17 protein-coding genes and 3 pseudogenes are annotated in these 19,512 nt (G+C 67.4%); 10 read left to right on the top strand and 10 right to left on the bottom strand.

The window, feature by feature from the left end:
• Window positions 1-927 precede the first annotated feature (927 nt).
• From IE269_RS40310 to IE269_RS40295, 4 genes are all read right to left on the bottom strand, one after another.
• Complete coding sequence (locus IE269_RS40310; RefSeq protein WP_189828318.1) at window positions 928-1,665, bottom strand: SGNH/GDSL hydrolase family protein; 738 nt, start codon at window positions 1,663-1,665, stop codon at window positions 928-930.
• A gap of 379 nt (window positions 1,666-2,044) precedes the next feature.
• Complete coding sequence (locus tag IE269_RS40305) at window positions 2,045-2,455, bottom strand: rodlin (RefSeq protein WP_189828317.1); 411 nt, start codon at window positions 2,453-2,455, stop codon at window positions 2,045-2,047.
• 446 nt (window positions 2,456-2,901) lie between these two features.
• On the bottom strand, window positions 2,902-3,306 hold the full coding sequence (locus IE269_RS40300) for a DUF6009 family protein (RefSeq protein ID WP_189828316.1): 405 nt from the start codon (window positions 3,304-3,306) through the stop codon (window positions 2,902-2,904).
• Window positions 3,303-4,748, bottom strand: coding sequence for a DNA primase family protein (locus tag IE269_RS40295; protein ID WP_189828332.1), 1,446 nt, complete (start codon window positions 4,746-4,748; stop codon window positions 3,303-3,305). The genes IE269_RS40300 and IE269_RS40295 overlap by 4 nt, the downstream gene beginning before the upstream one ends.
• Window positions 4,749-5,883: 1,135 nt before the next feature.
• Between IE269_RS40295 and IE269_RS40290 the strand changes: the two genes are divergently transcribed.
• On the top strand, window positions 5,884-6,585 hold the full coding sequence (locus tag IE269_RS40290) for a hypothetical protein (RefSeq protein ID WP_189828315.1): 702 nt from the start codon (window positions 5,884-5,886) through the stop codon (window positions 6,583-6,585).
• Window positions 6,586-6,776: 191 nt separating this feature from the next.
• Window positions 6,777-7,169, top strand: coding sequence for an STAS domain-containing protein (locus IE269_RS40285; protein WP_189828314.1), 393 nt, complete (start codon window positions 6,777-6,779; stop codon window positions 7,167-7,169).
• 388 nt (window positions 7,170-7,557) lie between these two features.
• On the opposite strand, the gene IE269_RS40280 is transcribed toward IE269_RS40285, so the two are convergent.
• Window positions 7,558-8,004 carry a spore-associated protein gene (locus IE269_RS40280; RefSeq protein WP_189828313.1) on the bottom strand — a complete coding sequence of 149 codons (447 nt, stop codon included), beginning with the start codon at window positions 8,002-8,004 and terminating at the stop codon, window positions 7,558-7,560.
• 119 nt (window positions 8,005-8,123) lie between these two features.
• Window positions 8,124-8,336, bottom strand: a pseudogene (locus tag IE269_RS43930) (IS256 family transposase); the annotation flags it as partial.
• 125 nt (window positions 8,337-8,461) lie between these two features.
• Here IE269_RS43930 and IE269_RS43925 point away from each other — a divergent pair.
• Together IE269_RS43925 and IE269_RS40275 are read left to right on the top strand one after the other, a co-directional pair.
• Window positions 8,462-8,958, top strand: a pseudogene (locus IE269_RS43925) (Tn3 family transposase); the annotation flags it as partial.
• Between the two features lie 191 nt (window positions 8,959-9,149).
• A complete protein-coding gene (locus IE269_RS40275; RefSeq protein WP_189828312.1) occupies window positions 9,150-9,647 on the top strand; it encodes a DUF5949 family protein in 498 nt (165 codons plus the stop codon).
• A 143-nt stretch (window positions 9,648-9,790) separates the two neighbouring features.
• On the opposite strand, the gene IE269_RS40270 is transcribed toward IE269_RS40275, so the two are convergent.
• Complete coding sequence (locus tag IE269_RS40270) at window positions 9,791-10,201, bottom strand: rodlin (protein WP_189828311.1); 411 nt, start codon at window positions 10,199-10,201, stop codon at window positions 9,791-9,793.
• A 271-nt stretch (window positions 10,202-10,472) separates the two neighbouring features.
• Between IE269_RS40270 and IE269_RS40265 the strand changes: the two genes are divergently transcribed.
• From IE269_RS40265 to IE269_RS40255, 4 genes and pseudogenes are all read left to right on the top strand, one after another.
• On the top strand, window positions 10,473-10,871 hold the full coding sequence (locus IE269_RS40265) for a rodlin (protein ID WP_189828310.1): 399 nt from the start codon (window positions 10,473-10,475) through the stop codon (window positions 10,869-10,871).
• A 400-nt stretch (window positions 10,872-11,271) separates the two neighbouring features.
• Complete coding sequence (locus tag IE269_RS40260) at window positions 11,272-13,341, top strand: InlB B-repeat-containing protein (protein ID WP_189828309.1); 2,070 nt, start codon at window positions 11,272-11,274, stop codon at window positions 13,339-13,341.
• A 314-nt stretch (window positions 13,342-13,655) separates the two neighbouring features.
• Window positions 13,656-13,781: pseudogene (locus tag IE269_RS43920) on the top strand (IS5/IS1182 family transposase); the annotation flags it as partial.
• 324 nt (window positions 13,782-14,105) lie between these two features.
• Window positions 14,106-14,345, top strand: a complete 240-nt coding sequence (locus tag IE269_RS40255; RefSeq protein ID WP_189828308.1) for a chaplin — start codon at window positions 14,106-14,108, stop codon at window positions 14,343-14,345.
• A gap of 443 nt (window positions 14,346-14,788) precedes the next feature.
• Here IE269_RS40255 and IE269_RS40250 read toward each other — a convergent pair whose 3' ends face one another.
• From IE269_RS40250 to IE269_RS40240, 3 genes are all read right to left on the bottom strand, one after another.
• The gene (locus IE269_RS40250; protein WP_189828307.1) at window positions 14,789-15,106 is read right to left on the bottom strand and encodes a hypothetical protein; all 318 of its coding nucleotides are present in this window, start codon (window positions 15,104-15,106) and stop codon (window positions 14,789-14,791) included.
• A 221-nt stretch (window positions 15,107-15,327) separates the two neighbouring features.
• Entirely contained in the window at window positions 15,328-16,530 is a 1,203-nt protein-coding gene (locus IE269_RS40245) for a chaplin family protein (protein ID WP_318299698.1), read from the bottom strand.
• Window positions 16,531-16,698: 168 nt separating this feature from the next.
• Window positions 16,699-16,932 carry a chaplin gene (locus tag IE269_RS40240; protein ID WP_189828306.1) on the bottom strand — a complete coding sequence of 78 codons (234 nt, stop codon included), beginning with the start codon at window positions 16,930-16,932 and terminating at the stop codon, window positions 16,699-16,701.
• 1,017 nt (window positions 16,933-17,949) lie between these two features.
• Here IE269_RS40240 and IE269_RS40235 point away from each other — a divergent pair.
• A complete protein-coding gene (locus IE269_RS40235) occupies window positions 17,950-18,315 on the top strand; it encodes a hypothetical protein (RefSeq protein WP_189828305.1) in 366 nt (121 codons plus the stop codon).
• A 683-nt stretch (window positions 18,316-18,998) separates the two neighbouring features.
• Entirely contained in the window at window positions 18,999-19,220 is a 222-nt protein-coding gene (locus IE269_RS40230; protein WP_189828333.1) for a hypothetical protein, read from the top strand.
• Window positions 19,221-19,512: the final 292 nt, after the last annotated feature.

Genomic DNA, 19,512 nt, shown 5'->3' with positions numbered 1-19,512 from the left:
CGTAATCCGACAGGTAAAGCGCAAGATGAGCCGCTTCCCAGGCTGGAACCCCAAGCGGGCCCGCCCCGTGCACCCCGCCAAGAAGCCCGCCGACGCCGTCCGCCTTCTCCGCGCGACACCACCCCACGAAGATCCATAACGCTATGTCAACGGCATTGCCCTGATAGCTGTAATCCCAGCTCAGAGCGTTCCTCCCGCCCACTGGAGGGGCTGGAGGGGCTGAAATTCCAGGTTATCAGCAGGCAGGCTCATTCTCCTGTCACGCAGTTGATGTCCTCACGCGCGCCCGCATACACGCGCCCGCAAGGGATTCGTTAACCCGAAAGTTCAGCCCCTACAGCCCCTAGCAGGAGGCTTTTAATGCTTTGACCTGCACTTTTATCCAGGGGCGGAGGGTACGAAAGCCCCGCGACCTTCCGCCCCTGATGACTGTCAGCCCCTGTCCCCACCCGGAAGGCACCCACACATGTCCTCAACCACGCTTCAGCCGCAGACGAGGCACACGCCCACAGCACGCTCAACGGTCATCCGCCGCCGAAGGCACCGAATAGAGGTAGTCCTGAGGGCACCGCCCTTTCAGCGACGGTGCCAAGCGCGAGGTCACGGTCCGCCGCCCCAGCTGGCTCAGCGCGCGATCCGCCCGCGTGCATACCCCGATGTTGAGGCGACCGTCGCGGAGTGCGGACGTGCCCTCACAAGGCCGCAGACGTTCCCAGGACTGAGCACGGCGCCAACGCAAGGTCGACCTTGGCGAGGAGCTCAACCGACGGCCCAACTCCAAGCGGCAGTGGAGCTTCGACGAACAGCGTCAGCGCTCAAGAGCCAGAACATGATCGGACTGCGGGAGCGCCCACATTCAGGGCGTCTCACTCCGAACTAGGATCTCAACTACTCATCCAGTCCGTGGCTGGAGGACAAAACACAAGCTCAGTTGAGGTGTAGCTGGCTCGCCACCCTCCGGTAGAGCGCCTCGTGTCCGGCGTCGTTCGGATGGAAACCGTCGGTGGAGTAGCCGCCGAACGCCGGGCGCCCTGCTGGAAGCCGGTGGGCGGGGTCGTCATAGAGGTCTGCGCAGGGAACGGGAAGACCGCCGTTGGCCAGGCACTGTTCGGCGATGATCGCGTCCCAGTGGGCCACTCGGGACACGGGAGGCGTCCGGTCGTCCATGCTCCACTGGATGCTGCGGTCGCCCCAGACGCCAAGGCTCAGGATGACCGCACCGGGGTTGCCAGCGGCGATGGCCGTGAACAGTGCGTGGGCAGCAGAACGGGTGTCGTGCGGGGTGTAGATGTGACGTCCGTTGCGCTGTTCACGGCAGTCGTTGGTGCCGAGCCCGACGACGATCAGATCGCATCCGAAAGGGACGGTGTTCACATCGGCCAGGCAGGTCAGGTTCTGGGCGTCACGTGAGGTGCTGCCTTCGACCCGGGTGACCCGCCAGTTCTGCTCTAGCCGCGTCTGCAGCAGGGCCGTCCACGACTTGTCACTGCGGGAGGCAAAACTGCCGCGACCGGTGATGCTGTCCCCGAGCACTCCGAAGACGAGCGGTCCACCCATGGCCGCCAGGAGGCGCGCACGCGCCGCTGGAGCTGCCGGGCCGGTGGCGAGACCCAGGGCCGGGGCGGTGAAGGCGGCGGTTCTGAGCAGGGACCGGCGGTTGAGCATGGTGCTCCTGGCGTCGGAGGGGGAATGACGACAGCCCGGGCTCCGGCAGAGGCAGCCGTGCAGTGCACTGCCCGTCCTGCGGGCGTCGCATGGAGTGATGGCGAGTGATGGCTGTGCTGGCTGCGCCAGGTGAGAACCCTGGGGGCCCGCATTGCTGCACGCCGCGATGGGCTCGCTGCAGGAGGGAAGGCATCCGGTGCGGGCGCGAGATCGCGATGTCCCCCACCGGGCGCCTGGTGCAGCCACACCAGGCGCCCGGTATCTGCCGGGAAGCGGTCCTTCCAGCCGGCTCGACGGTGCCTGAGCACCACACCCGCGACCGCCGCCCAGCGGCCTGTTCGCTGGGCGCGGTCCTGAGGAGATCCGCGCCCAGCCGAGGTCAGCGGTTGTCGGTGCCGTTGCCCGAGAGGATCGGGAAGTCGTTGCCGAGGTGGGAAAGCGGCTCGTCACCCTTGGCCTGGGTGGAGTTGTCGGCGCACTGCTGGTTCTGCGGTGCGGACAGCACGGGGATGTCCTGGGCGCCGACCGGCACGAGGAGGCCGACCAGGGAGGTGGCGTTGGCCTTGGCCGGAAGACCCACGCAGAGCTTGTTGAGGGTGCCCTGCACCGGAGCGATCTGGGGGCTCATCTTCCCGGTGGTGGCCGCGTCACCGTAGTGGTCCTTCGCGCCGACGCCGCTCTGCGAGGTCGTGCCGCCGTCGTCGGCGAGCGCAAGCGCCTGCGAGGCGCCCATGGTGCCCAGGCCCAGCGAGGTCGCTGCGAGGGCGGCGTACGTGATGACCTGCTTCATGAAGATTCCACTTTCCGTCTGCGTGGTGCGCCCCGGAGTGGGGCGTCCTGCAGAACTCCTGCCGGGCCCACCGGTTATTGTTCTTCGCCCGAACGGACGCGGCATGTCACCGTTAGGCGGCACTGCTGCCCTGTCCCCGAGGGCCGTAGCTGGCGGGTGGAAGCGACGCGTCATGCTCTGCCGACGCCGGCAGACGGCAGATCCCCGGAGCGCCTCGCGGCCTGGGCTGTGCGGAGGAGGCGCCTGCGGGGGGAGGTGCTGCCCCGGATTGCTCTCCGGTTTCGTGCGGTCAAGGCTGGGGACTTCGAGTCGCTTCAGTCGCTGCCGGGGGCCTGAAAGGAGGTCTGAAGTGCAGTTCTCTGATTTGTCAGCCAGGAGCGACTCACGCACCGTACCCAGCCGTGAGGTCGCCGGGGGCCGCGGGCTGCCGACCGGGTGTCCGTTCTTCAGGTGCGGGGGAGTGTTATACCAAGCTCACGCATGGCAGCGGAGGCAGGCCCACCCTGGCTGCGTTCGGTCTTGTGGCCGGTGACGCGCGGGGCGAGGGTGCTCGGGTCGACGGCTTCGCCCGGCGCGCCTGTGGCGTAGATCCCCTCGGGTTGTCCGTCGCGGTCGTGGGGAGCCAGCCAGAAGACCCGGCGCAGGAAGGTGCCCGAGACCCGAGAAGCCCGCGCCTTGGACCCCAGGACGGCGTATCCGACCATGCGGCCGTCCCGGTGAAAGGCAGGCCGCTTGGTTCGCCAGGGGATGCGGTCGAGGTGCTGGCGTACGTAGTCGAGGCCGTCGGTGTCTTCCAGCCAGACGATGTTGTTCTCGAACGCGATCTCGGAAGGGTCGATCAGGGAGCTCATGTCTGGTCGTCTCCTGCTTCCACGAGCCCGATGCCCGGGTAGTACTTCTTCTGATTGGACAGCACCATGTCCTTGGGACTGCTCAGCCCGACCGTGTCGCGGACGCGGGCGGCGAAGCCTCGGCCGGAGAGCGGCTTGACGTTCGTCATCTCGCTGTCGCGCTCGCACCAGGCAAGGTAGTCGGTGTAGAGCGAGCGTTGTTCGGCGCGTACGGACGGATCCAGAACGCAGCACTCGGAGAAGAAGCGGCCGGTGTGGTCCTCGGTCTCTGCGTACGAGGCGGTGGCCGTCTGGACCTGCTGGGGACCCGTCAGGTCGCGGGCACCGGTGAGATACCGGTGGGCCCCGGCGATCAGCCAGTGCAGGATGCCGGGGCCTTCCTCGGCGACGAGCAGGTCTGCCAAGTTGTCGATCTTCTGGTGGTCGTCGACGACACGTTCGAAAGGAATCAGGCGGATGCGGCGCCAGAAGGCGTATCCGCCGGTGCCGACCTCGGGGCGGTGGTTGCCCAGCAGCCACAGCTTGTGGGTGGGCGAGAACGCGAAGAAGTCCTGCCGCATCCGGCGGGCCTTGATCCGGTCCCCGCCGGTCAGCAGTTTGACCCTGGCTTCGTCGAATCGGTCGCCGGCCTTGAGCTCGGAGCAGACGATGATGCGCCGCCCGTGCAGTTCGGCCAGGTCGGTGGGGTGGCCTTCGAAGGGGCGGGCCATCAGGAAGCCCGGTGGGGCCGCGTCCGCGTAGTCGCCCAGGAGTTTCACCATCACGTCCAGGAGGACGGACTTGCCGTTTTTGCCCCTCCCGAACAAGAACGGCATCACTTGTGCCCCGACGTCGCCGGTGATCGAGTAGCCGAGCAGCTCGTGCAGGAAGGCAATTATGTCGGCGCCCTCGGCGTGAGTACCGAAGGTGTCACGGAGGAACTTGTGCCAGCGCGGCGTGGGCGTGGCGGCCGGTGCCACGCTGGTGGCCCGCGAGTGGTGATGCTTCTCCGGGTCGGCAGCAGAGATGAGGCCGGTGTTGAGGTCGACGATGCCGGCCGGTGTGCACAAAGCGTACGGGTCGGCGTCCAGCTGGCCTGCGTTGAGGACCATTCCCGGCGACGTACGGGCCTGCGCCAGCATGGCTTTGAGGCCTGAGGTGGACAGGGCGCGTCTTCTGAAGGCCCGCATTTCACGGTCGGTGTGTCCACCGGAAGGATCGCTCTCGGCCAGGCGCTCGGCCATGTCCCCGGCGGCCCACATCACGCTGTCGTCCTCGTCGAGTTCCCACCGATAGCCCGCCCAGCGGAACCACCCGATGCCCGGTACATGGCGGAACTCCCGGCCGTGCTGCTGCACGAAGAGTTTGGCGCTGCCGCGGTCTGACAACGAGACCGGCAGGAGCCCGTAGTCCTGGCGCGCGCCCACTCCTGCCTGTGCAGGCAGGAGTGGGTAGTGCTGCATCTGGTGGGCCGCCGTGGCGGCGTCGAAGAGCACTTCCTGATCGGAGGTGTCAGTCACGTGCGGTCTCCCTGAGCGCCGTGCTGCATCTGTCGAACGCCGTCCGCCCGGTCGCTGTGCGGCAGCCTGAGTCGCCGGGGAGGAGACCCCAGTCACGTGACATGCACGACTCCTTATAGCGACTGAAGCGACTCAAGCTGTGAATCCTTTTCGGCACAGGCTAGCTGAGCAGAAGGGGGTGATGTGCACAACGGTGCCCGCATACGGGGGACTTGCGTACAGAAAGGCGAATTCCGAAAGCAGCACGCGCAATGCCCGGACAGCGATCGGGGATCCACTTCGGTCGCTGACTGTGAGACGAAGAAGAAAGCAGGTCAGGGTGGTGCGAGCCGGGAAATAGCGACTGAAGCGACTCAAGGCTGCTATCTATCAGCAGCATATGTTTCACGCGGGCATATGCCTGCGCGCGTGTTGCTCTGATAGATGCACAACTCCAGTCGCTTCAGTCGCTGCACACCCTCCAGAGCACCCCTGAACTGGGACGATTCCGCTTCCTACACGCAGCGACCGACGGCAGGACCATCACCGAGTCGTCCGTCGCCCCCGTTCTCGACACCCTCGGATGAGCCGCGACGCCAGGGCAGCGACTGAACCCTCGCCATGCCCCCAGATGCCCCTCGTCCCTCGGAGCCGCTGCTGCCGAGACCCCCCTGGACGCAGCGCAGCCAGCCCCGGCGTCCCACACCACCGCGCGCGGCGGGCCGTGGCACCACGCCCCGGCCCCTGACAGAGGCCAGACTGTACGCGCTGCACCGTCTGCGACCGGGCCTATTCGCCCGAGGAACTGGACCGGTGGGCGGGGCAGATTCCCGGTCACCACCCGCTGCAGCCGCAGTCCCGCTGCGCAATGAGGAAGGACAGGCATGTGACGAAGGACGGCCGACCCGCGTGGCACGCAAACCCCTCGGAGTGGCACGCGCGCCAGACGTACGGCGGGAGGCCTGCCAGCGACGAATTCTGTGTCACCGGATTCCTTCCCTCGCCCACACGGCCGGCATTCGGCCTGCGAGAACTGCTGATGGAGTGCGCGACCGCACCCACGGCCCCCCTGTGGAACAACTCCTTGGGGACAGGCCCAGTGGGCTACGACTCCGCCTTCCTGGGCACCGCTGTGCCGGTCCGCTGCGTGCTGCATCTTGCGGGTGCCTTGGCGACCGCGGGCCGGGACGCTCAGCTGAGACTGGAAACGCTGGACCCCGGCAGACGGGCGGTGATTGTCCACGAACGGCGCCGCTTCTCCCTCGCCCTTGTCTGCGCAGGCCTCGACGAACTCTGCCGCCATCCCGGCTGCGACTTCCCCGCACCGCACCCACAGATCGTCTTCTGCGACGAGCATCTGGCTGACTGCAGTACGGCCACACTCACCAAAATGGCCCGCGGCTGGGGACTCTCGCAGAACCCCGACGACAGCCTGGGGCGCAGGGAGGGAAGCCCCGAGGCAGAACTCATCGCCCGCGCCGCAGGTGCTGCCGGGGCATGCGACAGCGTGATCGCCGTGCTGGTGGACACGGTCTTCCCGCAGCACACCTCGCAGCCGGGGAACGAAGACTGGGCCCTGTGCCGGGCACGTGAACGAGAGCGACACCGCCTGACACGGATCGGGCAGGCGGAGGCACAGCGCATCCGCCGGGCGGCCGGCCAGTGCGCCACCTGCGGCAGCGCCCTCAGCGTCCAGGTACCCGCGGGCTTCCCCCCGCAGTTCTGTTCTGTTTCGTGCGTCTCGCCGCCGCGTCATGCACAGTCACAAGTACGAGAGACCAAGCAGACGGTACGAGCGTAAGAGACCCGCACCGCCGGCCCCACCCGCCGCTCCCGGGCGACCCTGCCAGGTCCTGAACGCCCATGAGAATGGCTCCGCACCCTTCCGTCATAAAGGTGCGGAGCCACTTTTCCCACCGCTGGAACCCTCACCGCATGCGACGCCCCAGACCCCGGTGCCGTGACCGACCGAGACGACCGCGGAAGTGCGCCATGAACGTATTTCTCCTCCTGATGCCCCTGCCCTCTCTGCCCGCCATCCGGCTCCCACGGAGCGCCCGCCGCCCCTACCGGGTCGTCACCGCCACCGGCGAACTCGACATACTCACCACCCCCGCCCTCCATGCCCGCCTCACCCACGCCCTCAACACCCACCCCGCACCACACGTCGTACTCGACCTCACCCACGTCACCTTCGCCGATATCACCTTCCTGAACATGCTCTGCGACGCCCAGCGCACCGCACGCACCCACGACGGCTGGCTGCGCCTCGTCTACACCCACCACACCATCAACAAACTCCTGCGGGCCGCAGGCCGCACCACAGAATTCCCCCAGTACCTCACCACCCACGACGCCGCCCACAACCACCCCACACCCCACTGAACACAAACCCTCACCACCGAGCACGAAGAGCCCCTGATCACCGCACCTGATGTCGGAGCGGTCACCTGCGGACCCGGCCGTGCCGTCGGCATCGGGCCACGAACCCCGTCTGCCGCGGGTTCCGGCCGCTGAGCCATCAGCCCTTCGGACCCGCGAGGAATACGACGGCGGCGGCCACGTCGGATGCCTCCCCGATACCGTCGAGGGTGTCGGGCAGAACCGCCTGGAGTCCTCCGGTGAGCAGACTGCGCGGGTGCCGGGAGCGGGCTGCTACGGCCTGGCGGTCTGTGGAATTCCAGGCAGATCCGTTCTCGGCCATCCTGACGGCGGGTACACCACCACGGTGCCCGGCCGAGAGCCGGTGGAGCAACCGTGGTGGCCAGTAGCGTCAGTGCACTGCAGTGACCCGGTGTTCTTTCCGGGAGCCGCAGTTGGATTTGGACACGGTGACGGTCACATTCTTGATCGTGCCGCCCCAGTCGATGCAGCGGGCCTTGCCGTACACGGAGACGGGACCCGCGTAGGACGTGTAGTTGCCGCTGTCCGTGATGGTGGTGGTACCGGAGAGGCGGACCCACGCGGCCATGGCAAGGGCGGTGCCGGGGTTGTTGCGGATCGTGGCGACGCAGTTGCGGCCGTTGGCGGAGTTGTAGGTCAGGTAGACGTTGCCAAGGGAGCCGACCGATGCGGAGTTGACGGTCTTGTAGGCGCTGCCGCAGACCCCCTGCGGAGTGGTATTGGGTGCGGCGGAGACGGGGACAGCGAGGAAAGCCGTTGATCCCACCACCAGCGCCGCCACTGCGGTCGCGGAGAAGACGGAGCGTGCGTGGCGCATATGTCCTCCAGCGTGATCTCGTGGTGCTCTTCCTGTCCTGGGTGTACAGCTTGGATGCGCCACGCATGGTGTGACACCGGGCAAACTGGCCAAGCTGGACGTTGCGGATGATGGTCGTGGTAGAGCTCGTCCATGCTGCCTTCGGGCAGGTAGCGGCGGGGGAAGGCGATCCATTCGTCGTGCATCTCGAAGAGCACGGCGGTGACCAGCCGCAGCAGGGCGTCGTCGTCGGGGAACTGTTGCCCGAACATGTCGGCGACGGTGTCGAGCTGGGAGCGCACGAGGCCGGCGGTGGGCTGGGTGAAGATCGTGCGGATTGTCGCGGCGACCAAGGAGAGTTACGCGGTGGCCCACCCCCTGTTCAGGGAGCGGAACCAACCCGTGGAAGTGTGCCCCGGGCAAACGCCCGCGCACTCCCGGCTGCTCATCCGCTACACCACTCGGTGGGACACTATCCCTCGCGCTGCTCGGCAAGTCGAAGGCGCTGGACGCGACGAGGGCAGGCAAGCGGGTCCTGACCGGGGTACGCGGCCTGTCGGCGCTGGCCCGGCGGAAGGCCGGCGTCAAGCCGCTGCTGCCGCACGAGCTGGACGACAAACCGGTGCTGCCCGTGCGGCGCAAGGCGGTGTACACCAACCCAGATCTGCCGAAGGGCGCGGTGGACCGGGACGCTTACGTGATGTGCGTGCTGGAGCAGCTGCACCGGGTCCTGACCAACCGCGACGTCTTCACCTCGCCCTCCCCACGCAGGTTCAGCCCGCGGGCCCGCAGGCCCGCCTGCCGGACGAGCCCGACTGGGACGCCGTCGAGGAGAAGGTTCTAGCGGCCCTGAGCCTGGACAAGCCCGTCACCGAACACCTGGCGGAGCGGTTGCGGGGCCTGGACGGCGGGTGGAAGCAGCTCGCGACGCGCCTTCAGGAAGCGGGTCCGGGGGCGAATGCCTCCATCAAGGTGCATACAGGATGACGGGCAGGTGAAGCGCCCACGGCCAGAGGGTGGGCGGACACGACGTCACAGCGGGGGCGCGGAAGGCCACATGTCACTCCGTCAGTGACACACGTACGGGCCATCAGCTGGTACTTCTTAGGCTGAATGGGTGACAAGGGCGGCAGAAGGTGCATACGGCGCAACTACTGTCCTGTCGCATGACTTCAACCGAGACCGAGCTTCCGCTCAACCGCGCCCACTTGGGCACCATCGCCGTCCTTCCCTGGGCAGGAGAGCACGCCGACGACGGCCATGACGCGGCCTTCCTCCTCGCCTACGCCTTGGGCGACGGAGCAGGAACCGCAGAGGAAGGCGACGCGGCAGTCCGGGCCGTGATCGCCGGTTCCGGGCTTACCGTCGGTGGGCCCATTGCCAACGGAGCACTGTCCACCGTCCCCGTGACCCTCATGGTGGACGGTGCCAACGTGGTCCTGACCCTCCCTCACCTCAATGTCACCTGCACGGTCCCGCCTCAGTGGACTGCTGCTGCGGAGAAGCGCGGCCAGGTGCACCTGATGTTCGCCACGCGCCCCTGGCCCCACCACAAGCCCGGCCAGCCGGTAGCCGAAGACCAGCTTGAGGCGTTCGTGGGCGATGAGGAAACCATTCGCACCGCCGCTCACTGCCGCCTTCCGGCCGCGCGTCTGCGAAGGTAGCCACGCGCGCCGCACACATGCGTGTGGCCCCGCGAAGGGAACTCCTCGCGGGGCCACACACAGCTCACCTCATCCCCATGCGCGCGAGCGGCTGTTCGCACGCATGTACCGCAATTGCCAGCCCAGGGTCATCAGCCCCGGAGTCAGCGGTTGTTGGCGCCGTTGCCGGAGAGGACCGGGAAGTCCTCCAGGATGTGCGAGAGCGGCTCGTCGCCCTTGGCCTGGGTGGAGTTCTCGACACACTGCTGGTTCTGCGGCGCGGACAGGATCGGGATGTCCTGGACGCCGACCGGGACCACACCGGCGAGAGAGGTCAGGTTGGCCTTGGCCGGCAGGCCGACACAGGGCTTGTTGAGCGAGCCCTGGACCAGGGACATCTGCGGGCTCATGTCACCGGCGGTCTCAGCGTTGCCGTAGTTCTGCTCAGCGCCGTTGCCGCTCAGCGACGTGGTGCCGCCGTCGTCCGCGATGGCCATGGCCTGCGGGGCGGCAATGACGCCGAGAGACATGGCAGCTGCTGCGACCGCAGACGAAACCATCATCTTGTTACGCATGGAGAAACCTCTTCGTTCCGGGGGCCGGCTGCTTACTGGCTGCACAACCACCCAGTGACAGGTTTGGTTCTTTCTGTTCACCCGTATGGCATAAAAGCTACCCAGTCGGCGGCTCCGACCGTACTTTCGGCAGATCTGCTTTTCTCTCGAATAGCTGCCCCAGAGCCCATCGCTCCGCCATTCGAGTGAATGCGGATAACTAAACTCCCGGCCCGAAGTTCTGCAGGGGGCTCCAGGACAGGGGTACTCCATGGGAAAGAAGGACTGAAGCATGAAGAAGATCATGGCGACCGCCATGCTTGCCGCCGCCACGATGGGGATGGCCGCCCCGCAGGCCGTCGCGCTGGCCGACGACCACGGCACCACGTCGCTGAGCGGCAACGGCGCTGAGCAGAACTACGGCAACGCCAAGACCGCCGGTGACATGAGCCCGCAGATGTCCCTGGTCCAGGGCTCGCTCAACAAGCCCTGCATCGGCCTGCCGGCGAAGGCGAACGCCACCTCGCTCATTGGCGTCGTGCCGGTCGGCGTCCAGGACGTCCCGATCCTGTCCGCGCCGCAGAACCAGCAGTGCGTCGAGAACTCCACCCAGGCCAAGGGCGACGAGCCGCTCTCGCACATCCTCAACGACTTCCCGGTCCTCTCCGGCAACGGCACCAACAACCGCTGATTCTCCTGGTGTGCAGCATCCTCGGCTGCACACCACCTTGCTGGTCTTTCCACACAGCAGTGAGCCCCCCCGAAATCCAGGCCGGGGGGGCTCACTGCTGTACTTTTCCGTAATGCGGAGGATGAACAAACCTGAACGTCACCACTGGGCGGTTTTCGACGGCGAAGGAGCCGACGGCTGTGAATTCCGCCCGAACAGGTTCAAGTGCCAGATTACCGTACGCACACTGCGCAACTGACAGAGATCACCCATTCGCCTTTCGTGTCTTCAGTGAAAATGCGGATCCAGCGTGATGCAGCACGGCACGCGGGTGACATCCACCGGCGCTGCGATGCGCCCGCACCCCTGACCGGGAATGGATAACGCGTCCCCTCCCATACCGGCAGGAAGAAGCTGACACGTGAAGCGCAGCAAGAAGTGGGCCGGAGGTATCGCGCTCGGCGCGATGGTCCTCGGTGCCACCGGGTTCTCCGCACCGCCCGCCCCGCCCCGCCCGCAGGCCGCAGCGTTCAGCGGACCCGGCTCCATGCTGTCCGTAGCACCCCCTGCCGAGGACACCACTCCGGAGGACGGCGGCGGTACGGAAGCCGTGCGCCAGCGTGATGCCATGCTCAACCCTCAAGCGGTCGACGCCCTCTGCCAGGGCCCCTCCGACCGCGAGTACTCCTTCCCGCTGTTCGACGACGTGACGGTCGAGGTGGTCGAGCAGGCCCGCAACCAGATCGGTGACGTGACCGTCATCACCGCCGCCGTCAAGGGAGCCGTCGGCCAGCGGGTGATCGCCACCGCCCAGGGAGCCTGCGACGGCAAGCTGGGCAACGAGCAGGTGACGGCCCAGTTCATGCTGGGCGGCGACAACTACGCCATCGAGTCCAACGGCCCCGGCCGCGTGTCCATCACCCAGGTCACCCCGGTCGGCGACGAGGACGAGATCAACATGAGCATGCCGCCCACCCCGGCGGCAGCCCAGCCGGCCACACCGCGTTCGGCCCCGGTCGCCCCGGACAAGAACTGCGCCCAGGGCAGCAAGACCACCCTGATCGACCTCCTCGTCGGCTACACCCCCAAGGCCCTCGCCGAGGCCGGCGGCGTCAGCCAGATCCGCGCCGACATCACCCGCTCCGTGGCCCTCACCAACGACGCCCTGGCCGACAGCCAGATCAACGCCCGGGTCCGGCTGGTGCACATTCCCGCCGTCAGCAACGTTCCCGCAGCCCGCGACGGCGTCACCCAGGACCTGATCAAGGCGCTCGCCACTCCCCGCGACAACCTCCTCGACGAGATGCAGTCCCTGCGCGACCAGTACGGCGCCGACCTGGTCTCGGTGATCGCCGGCGGCCGGGCGGCAGGCGGCCTCGGCTACTCGCCCAAGGCCCCCGCGAAGTCCACCGCCAACTACGGCTACAACGTGGTGGCGCACGCCGCACTGAAGAACTTCTCCCTCGGCCACGAAATCGGCCACAACCTCGGCTCCTCGCACGACCGCACCACCCAGCCCAACCAGCCGCCGCCCTACGGCGCCAACGGCTACTTCCCCCGCACCGGCGACTTCGCCTCCCTCATGGCCTACGAGTCCGGCTGCCGCAAGGCCACCAACGGCCCGTGCGGGCGCATCAACCGCTTCTCGAACGCCTCGCTCACCTACCGAGGCCTGCCCCTGGGCATCCCGATCGGCCAGCCCGACGAAGCCGACGCCGCCCGCGTCCTCAACAACACCGTCACGGCCATCGCCAGCTACCGCGACACCAAGTCCAGCGACACCCTCTGCGCGGTCAGCACCGCCGTCACCCCCGCCGGAGCCGGCACGGTCGAGGCCGCCGAGAACGGCCCCTACCCCAAGGGCACCTCCGCTCTGTTCACCGCCAAGCCCAACGCGGGCTACGTCTTCGCCGGGTGGACCCTCGACGGGCGCGCCTACGGAACGGACCGCACCCTCAACCTGCCCGTGACCGCCGACCGGAAGCTCACCGCGACCTTCCGCAAGGGCAACACCCCGCAGAAGAGCGTCCAGGCCTCGGCCACCCGCGGCGGCACCGTGCAGCAGAAGCCCGCCAAGCGAGGCGCCCCCGACAACGGCACCCTGCTCTACGACGCGGTGGCGAAGCCCGGCTGGTCCTTCACCGGCTGGACCCTCAACGGCTCGAACGCCGGCGACGACGACACCATCGAACTCTCGCTGGACGACGAAAACCTCCAGCTCCGCGCCGAGTTCGACCGCAACAAGTACGACCTCGACACCAAGGTCCAAGGCGGCGAAGGCACGATCGCCCTCTCCGAACAGGGCCCCTACGCCGAGGGAGACACCGTGATCGCCACCGCCACCCCCGCACCGGGCTTCATCTTCACCGGCTGGCTCCTTGACGATGAGGAGTACGGCGGAGACACCGACAAGGCGAACGGTGAAACCGCGGTGTCCTTCAGCAACGACAGGGACCACACCCTCACCGCCCTCTTCGCCGAAGCGGGCTGATCCAGCCCGACGGAAGGCAGTGTGCCCGGCCCCCTGCAGGGGGCCGGGCACACTGCCTTCCGTCCAACCTGCCGTGGCCGGCTGCGAGCTGGAGGTTTATATAAAACGATGAAGCTCCGCGTAGACGTGTCTCGACCAAGATCCACAATGGTCACATATTCAGCCACCTATCCTCGATCAATCTGTCGAGCCGCCCTCTGAGGTATCTGACGGGCCTGCTCAGCCTTCGCAGACAGGTGATCAATACTCGGTGGCGGATGTTGACGGCCGGGCCGCAGGCCCTCCTCGTCCCGGCCCACCTGCGGTGCGGTGACACGCATGCCCAAGGAAGACTGCTATGGGCTTCACCCGCTTTGCCCGGCTCCAGGCACGATCTGACGGCTGCTCGCACTCACGGGAGACTCAAGCCCTGGGCCGACAAGGCATATCAGGGCGCTGGCCGACTCATCCGCGTCCCGTTCCGGGGACGTTGATTCAAGCGGTGGGAGTGGCGGCACCATACGGCCCATGCCAAGATGCGCTGCCTCGGCGAGCGGGCCGTGGCCACAACGGCAGCGTCAATGCCGTCCTCGTTCTTCACCGCACGTCAGCGCGAGTCTTGGGAAGCTCAGTGCATTCCAGGGAATGAGTACTACAGAGAGAAATAAGTATCAATAAGCCATCGGTGGGAAATCTGATTGAGCGGTGCATTCTGCTTTCCGGGCAATGCTGCGGGTGTGTAAGGATCCTCGAAACACCCCAACTCCTCCAGGAGGTGCACCAAAATGAACGCTGCCAAGAAGGCTGCATTCGTCCTCGCCACTGCCGGTCTCGCTGCCGGGGCCGCTGCCGGTACCGCTGCCGCCGACGCCGACGCCGACGGCACGGCGACGCAGTCCCCGGGCGTCATCTCCGGCGACCAGGCCCAGTTCCCCGTGCACGTTCCGGTCAACGTTGCCGGCAACACCGCCAACGCGGGCGGTCTGCTCAACCCGGCGTTCGGCAACGAGGCCGCCAACAACTGAGCACAAGCGTCACACGAAGGTGGGGCCCCACACAGCAGCTGTGGGGCCCCACCTTCTTGGGCGTGTGTGCCTCTACCGCTCAGAGCACCCCAATGCCCAGGCCCAGGCCCAGGCCGACGCCGACGCCGCTGTAGTGCGGGTACCACCGCGGGTCGTCAGTGCAGACCACCTTGCCGTAGTGCACCCAACAGCGGTCAACCGCGGCAGGCTTGGCCGACGGCTCCGCAGTCGCTGCTGAGGCCGTTCCGGCCAGCGGAAGAAGAGCGGCGGCCGTAAGGGCTGCCAGTGCTACGGTCTGTCCGAACTTGCGCATTTGCACTCCCATGGAGGGGGATGAGACGCAAGAAGGCTTACCGCTGCTCACCAGCTTCCTCTCCCGGGCCTCTCCATATCACGCCTGAGGGGCAATCGATTGGGCCAACTGCCTCACCCGGCACACGCAATCAGCCGACGGGCAGCCCACCGAGCATCGACGATGCACCCTGACCGCCCACCGCACCCTCGACCAGCTTCATCGGGTCTGCGTCCTTGGCGTTCATGACCGTCTTGGCCGCATCCTTTGCCTCGTTGACCACCGGCAGGGGGGCATTGAGAGGCTTGGTGTGCGTGTTGTACGCCTCCACCAGCTGAGCGACACCTGAGTTCAGGCTCATCGACGGGCTGGTCGGCATACCGCTGGGCTGCGCAGCCGCTGCCGAGGAACCCGCAGCAACGGCAACCATCGAAATAGCCAGAACCGAAGCCGCCTTCGTGCACTTCATGAACTTTTCCTCATTCTCTGTGATGTCTTCTTAGGAATTCGGCGCTGCGTAATTTCTCCACGTGACGCCTGCACCGTGACTAACGCGCGCCCGGCACCCGGGGAAACTGAATGCATGCATAAAGTCCCGGACTTCACTCGCATGCCGGGAAAATTAGACAAAAAGGTGGGGCGGGCCACAGGGGCCCGCCCCACCAGAGCAGCGTCTGCTGCCCGACCGAGTCAGCGCTGGGCAGCGCGTCCGCGACGGGTCAGCAGAACACCACCAGCAACAAGAGCCGCGCTGAGTGCCGCGGCGCCGCCGAGCTCACCGGCACCGGTGTGCGCGAGGTGCGGCTTGCCACCGGGCTTGTGCCCCGTGGGCTTACCGTGGCCAGGCTTGGTGGGCTTCGACGGGACGTGCGGCGGAGTGACGGGGGGCTCATCCGCGGCCGGGGGCTCATCCGCGGCCGGGGGCTCATCCGCCGGCGGCTGGGTGACCGGGGGCTGGTTCACCGGCGGCTGGGTGACCGGCGGCTGGGTGACCGGCGGCTGGGTGACCGGCGGCTGGGTGACCGGCGGCTGGGTGACCGGGGGCTCGTCGGCGGGCGGCTCGTCGGCCGGGGGCTCGTCGGCCGGGGGCTCGTCGGCCGGGGGCTCGTCGGCCGGGGGCTCGTCGGCCGGGGGCTCGTCGGCCGGGGGCTCGTCGGCCGGGGGCTCGTCGGCCGGGGGCTCGTCGGCGGGCGGCTCGTCGGCGGGCGGCTCGTCGGCCGGCGGCTCGTCCGCGGGCGGCTCGTCGGCCGGGGGCGTCACGACGGGCGGCACGACCACCGGGGGCTCGACCGGAGGCGTTGCCTCGGACGACCCGTTGGAGCACTTGTTGCCGAACGCCGGGTTCAGGGCGGCCACCACGTTGACCGTGTTACCGCAGGCGTTGACCGGAACGTGCACGGGGACCTGCACGTTGTTGCCGGAGGCGACACCGGGCGACCCGGTGACCTTCGAGGAGGCCGTCGCGCCGCTGCTCTTGCCCGGCTTCACCGAGGAGCCGTTGGAGCACTTGTTGCCGAACGCCGGGTTCAGGGCGGCCACCACGTTGACCGTGTTACCGCAGGCGTTGACCGGAACGTGCACGGGGACCTGCACGTTGTTGCCGGAGGCGACACCGGGCGACCCGGTGACCTTCGAGGAGGCCGTCGCGCCGCTGCTCTTGCCCGGCTTCACCGAGGAGCCGTTGGAGCACTTGTTGCCGAACGCCGGGTTCAGCAGGCCGATTACGTTGACGGTGTTGCCGCAGAGGTTCACCGGGACGTGTACCGGAACCTGGGCGCTGTTGCCGGAGACGACCCCCGGCGAGTTCGAGACCGTGCTGTTGCCCACCGCATCGGCGTGGACGTAGCCGGTGGTCATGGAGAGCACACCCGAGACGGCTGCTGTTACCAGCACGCTCTTACTCAATACCTGTCGCACTTCGCCGTTCCCTGTCTTTCATGCTTGCGGGGCAAGCCGATTGCTCACCCACACATGAGGAGGCGCTGATTGGGCAGCCCCCGAAGGCAAGGCGTCCATTCAGGGGCTGCCCACGTCCGAACACACGAGGGTTCGGACGTGGAATTACTTGTTGACGCAGGTGTTGCCGAAAGCAGGGTTCAGCAGGGCGATCACGTTGATGCTGTTGCCGCAGAAATTCACGGGAACGTGAACCGGAACCTGGACGACGTTGCCGGAGAGGACGCCGGGCGAGTTCGAGGCAGCGGCTTCAGCGCCAGCGTCAGCCATCGCGGGGGAGGCCGCACCCAGGGCCATCAGCGAGCCCGCGAGAACTGCGGCAACCTTCATGCGCTTCATTTTGTGACCTTTCCTTCGGCGACACGGTGAACAGTCACGTATTTCGTGCTGCACGAGTCCAAGGGGGAAACCCGTAGCATCGCCGTCGCTATTCGTAACGATCTGGCGGCGTAAAGGAAACTAATTTAATTCCGCGAAATTTCACGGTCACCCGGTAGGCCCAAACTCATAACCTGCCGGGCAGCGCGTCGCAAGAAAGGCGAACGGATATGGGAGATTCCGGACAGGTGATGCTGCCGACGCCGCCTGAATCACCCGGCGGAGTGCGACGCCGACCGGATTCCATCAGGTCGCCCCACCCTCCGCCGACGTACAGACGATGGGCCAAAGCCACGTCACCGGGGCGCCGAGGGAGACCGTAGTGGGGAAGTCCCGGAACCAAAGCCTCGACCGGCTGTACAACGGTGGGCGTCCCCCTGGGGTCACGCCCACCGCCGAGCAGTGTCAGCCGCCGAGCGGGAGACCGCCGAGAAGGCCACTGGCCGCAGGACCGGCGGGCGACCCGCCCTTGGTCAGTCCACCCACCACAGGCAGCCCGCCGAGCAAATCGTCAGCCGGCGCCGCCGCAGCGGGGCGGGGCTTCGGTGCCGCCTCGGGGGCAGCAGCCTGGGCGGTACCCGCAACAGCCAACGCAGAGCCCGAAACGAGGACGGCGAGAGCAGCTGCAGAAGCCTTGTGATGGCGCATTGATTTCTCCTGTGTGCGGTACGGCTGGTCGCAGTCGCAACGATCCGTGCCACTCAGAAGTAACGCGTCCCGGTCATGTCTACCGATGCCAGGGATGGTCGCATACGCATCTCGTCCGCCACAGGTCACTGCTGGGGCAATGCCTGTCACGTGGTACCTGGCACAGGCCGAAAATTCCCAATTCAGGCCCGCTCTCGTCGAGTCGATAGAGTGAGATCTTGGGAGTGCACGTCTCCAATAGCCCCACCCCGCGTTCTTCAGAGGTGAAACGACAAGCGCCGCCCCGGCCGCTGTCGTCCCGGACACACCTCACGGACAGGACCACCATCCATGAAGTACACCCACGCCACCGCAGTCCTCGCCGGAACACTGGCAGCCCTGGGCACTGCCACTCCCGCAGTCGCGCACCACGATGCCGGCCACGACCAGTCCAAGGCCGTCCGGGTTGCCGAGGCGCAGGCCCAGATCGGCGCCGTGCACGCCGACCAGATGAAGCAGCTCGCGGAGGTCGCCACCCCCCAGAAGTTCCTCGGTGACGTCAAGTCCAAGGTCGACGACCTGCAGCTCAAGGAAGAATCGGCCGCGCGCAAGGTGCACCCTGGCGGTCCCAACGCTGTGCCCGCCCCCGGCGCTCTGCTTGGTGGGCTCGCCGCCGGCGGCGGACCGGTCGGGGTACCGCTCGACTCTCTGGGCTGACACCAGGGCCACCAGCCATGAACTCTGCGAGCCCGCCCCGACTCGGCAGGGGCGCTGCCCTCGACTGCCAGGGTGTCTACAGCCTCGGAGCAGACCGAGCTCCAACGGCTGGCGCAGGCAGGTGGCAAACCGAAAAAGGGACTGCCTCCGCAAAATCTGCGGAGGCAGCCAGTTCCCTTGTCCGTGATCCAGGATGCACGGGCACCCGCCTTCGAAGACGGCCCCAGGTTCAACTCTCACCCGCTTGAACCCAAAAGTGGGATTTTCGAAAAGATCGGAACTGCGCAGCGCGGTGGCCGTTTCCGGCGGTCCCGGTTGCCTTGGGCCAGAGCCCTCGCGATGATCTGTGTCGGGGCACCGACTTTCCTCACGAACGGCGCACGGAACGCCCCCAGTTCCCTCGCGTCACCACCAGGCGGTGATGCGGATCAGATTCCGTCCATCGCACGCCACCGTCGCGGTCGCCCAACGGCTCCGCATTACCCCGGCGATCCGGTGGCGACGCTGAAGGCGCCCAAGGGCGCGTGGTTCCCGGAGCCGGAGAACCTGTGCCGACCCCCGATGCGGACGAGGAACACCTGGTTCGCCCGCGCGCTGGAGCGGGCGGCGGAGCCAAGCGCACGACGATGCTTACCGCAGTGAGGTGGTAGCGCGAGTCGAAGTCGATCGATGAGGCCCTGGACTTGTTCCAGGGCCTCATCGACACCGGGCTGCTGAACACGGCGAAGCGGGCGGCGGAGAAGGAGCGGCAGTTCACGCTGCCGCAGTTGGAGAAGGCGTTACGGGCGCTGGCGCGGGCGGCGACGGTGCTGAGGACCTGGAGCCGGTTCAGGGGCCCGGCACAGACTGAGGCGCGGACGTGCTGTGAGCTGCGGTGGAGGCGGCCGCCCCGTGCGCCGCCGTGAGGACCGCCGTAGCCACGCTGCTCTCGCTGGTGCCCGAGGACGAGAACGCGGCCAAGCCCGCTGTGCGGGCAGCGCTCGCGACCGATGCGCCACGGCCGCCCGTTTCGGTTGCTGGCGTCAGTCGAAGGTGCTGGACGCAGCGAGCGCCGGCACGCGGGTCCTGGCCGTGGCCCGGAGGCTCCCGGCGCTGGCCCGGCGGAAGGCGGGGGCGAGCCGCAGCTGCCGCGCGAGCTGGACGACAAGCTTGTGTTGCCCGCCCGGTGGCAGGCGGTACACGCCAACTTGATCTGCC

The organism is Streptomyces spiroverticillatus (genome assembly GCA_014650415.1).
Classification (GTDB): domain Bacteria; phylum Actinomycetota; class Actinomycetes; order Streptomycetales; family Streptomycetaceae; genus Streptomyces; species Streptomyces spiroverticillatus.
The sequence above is the reverse complement of the archived record's forward strand: the minus strand, read 5'-3'. Positions and strand labels throughout refer to the sequence as shown.

Excerpts from the sequence above, each read along its gene's own strand:
- IE269_RS40265 (WP_189828310.1), top strand. The coding sequence starts at position 10,473 with ATGAAGAAGATCATGGCGACCGCCATGCTTGCCGCCGCCACGATGGGG.
- IE269_RS40240 (WP_189828306.1), bottom strand. The coding sequence starts at position 16,932 with ATGAAGCGCATGAAGGTTGCCGCAGTTCTCGCGGGCTCGCTGATGGCC.
- IE269_RS40255 (WP_189828308.1), top strand. The coding sequence starts at position 14,106 with ATGAACGCTGCCAAGAAGGCTGCATTCGTCCTCGCCACTGCCGGTCTC.
- IE269_RS40305 (WP_189828317.1), bottom strand. The coding sequence starts at position 2,455 with ATGAAGCAGGTCATCACGTACGCCGCCCTCGCAGCGACCTCGCTGGGC.
- IE269_RS40295 (WP_189828332.1), bottom strand. The coding sequence starts at position 4,748 with ATGCAGCACTACCCACTCCTGCCTGCACAGGCAGGAGTGGGCGCGCGC.
- IE269_RS40300 (WP_189828316.1), bottom strand. The coding sequence starts at position 3,306 with ATGAGCTCCCTGATCGACCCTTCCGAGATCGCGTTCGAGAACAACATC.
- IE269_RS40310 (WP_189828318.1), bottom strand. The coding sequence starts at position 1,665 with ATGCTCAACCGCCGGTCCCTGCTCAGAACCGCCGCCTTCACCGCCCCG.
- IE269_RS40285 (WP_189828314.1), top strand. The coding sequence starts at position 6,777 with ATGAACGTATTTCTCCTCCTGATGCCCCTGCCCTCTCTGCCCGCCATC.
- IE269_RS40275 (WP_189828312.1), top strand. The coding sequence starts at position 9,150 with ATGACTTCAACCGAGACCGAGCTTCCGCTCAACCGCGCCCACTTGGGC.
- IE269_RS40280 (WP_189828313.1), bottom strand. The coding sequence starts at position 8,004 with ATGCGCCACGCACGCTCCGTCTTCTCCGCGACCGCAGTGGCGGCGCTG.
- IE269_RS40270 (WP_189828311.1), bottom strand. The coding sequence starts at position 10,201 with ATGCGTAACAAGATGATGGTTTCGTCTGCGGTCGCAGCAGCTGCCATG.
- IE269_RS40235 (WP_189828305.1), top strand. The coding sequence starts at position 17,950 with ATGAAGTACACCCACGCCACCGCAGTCCTCGCCGGAACACTGGCAGCC.
- IE269_RS40250 (WP_189828307.1), bottom strand. The coding sequence starts at position 15,106 with ATGAAGTGCACGAAGGCGGCTTCGGTTCTGGCTATTTCGATGGTTGCC.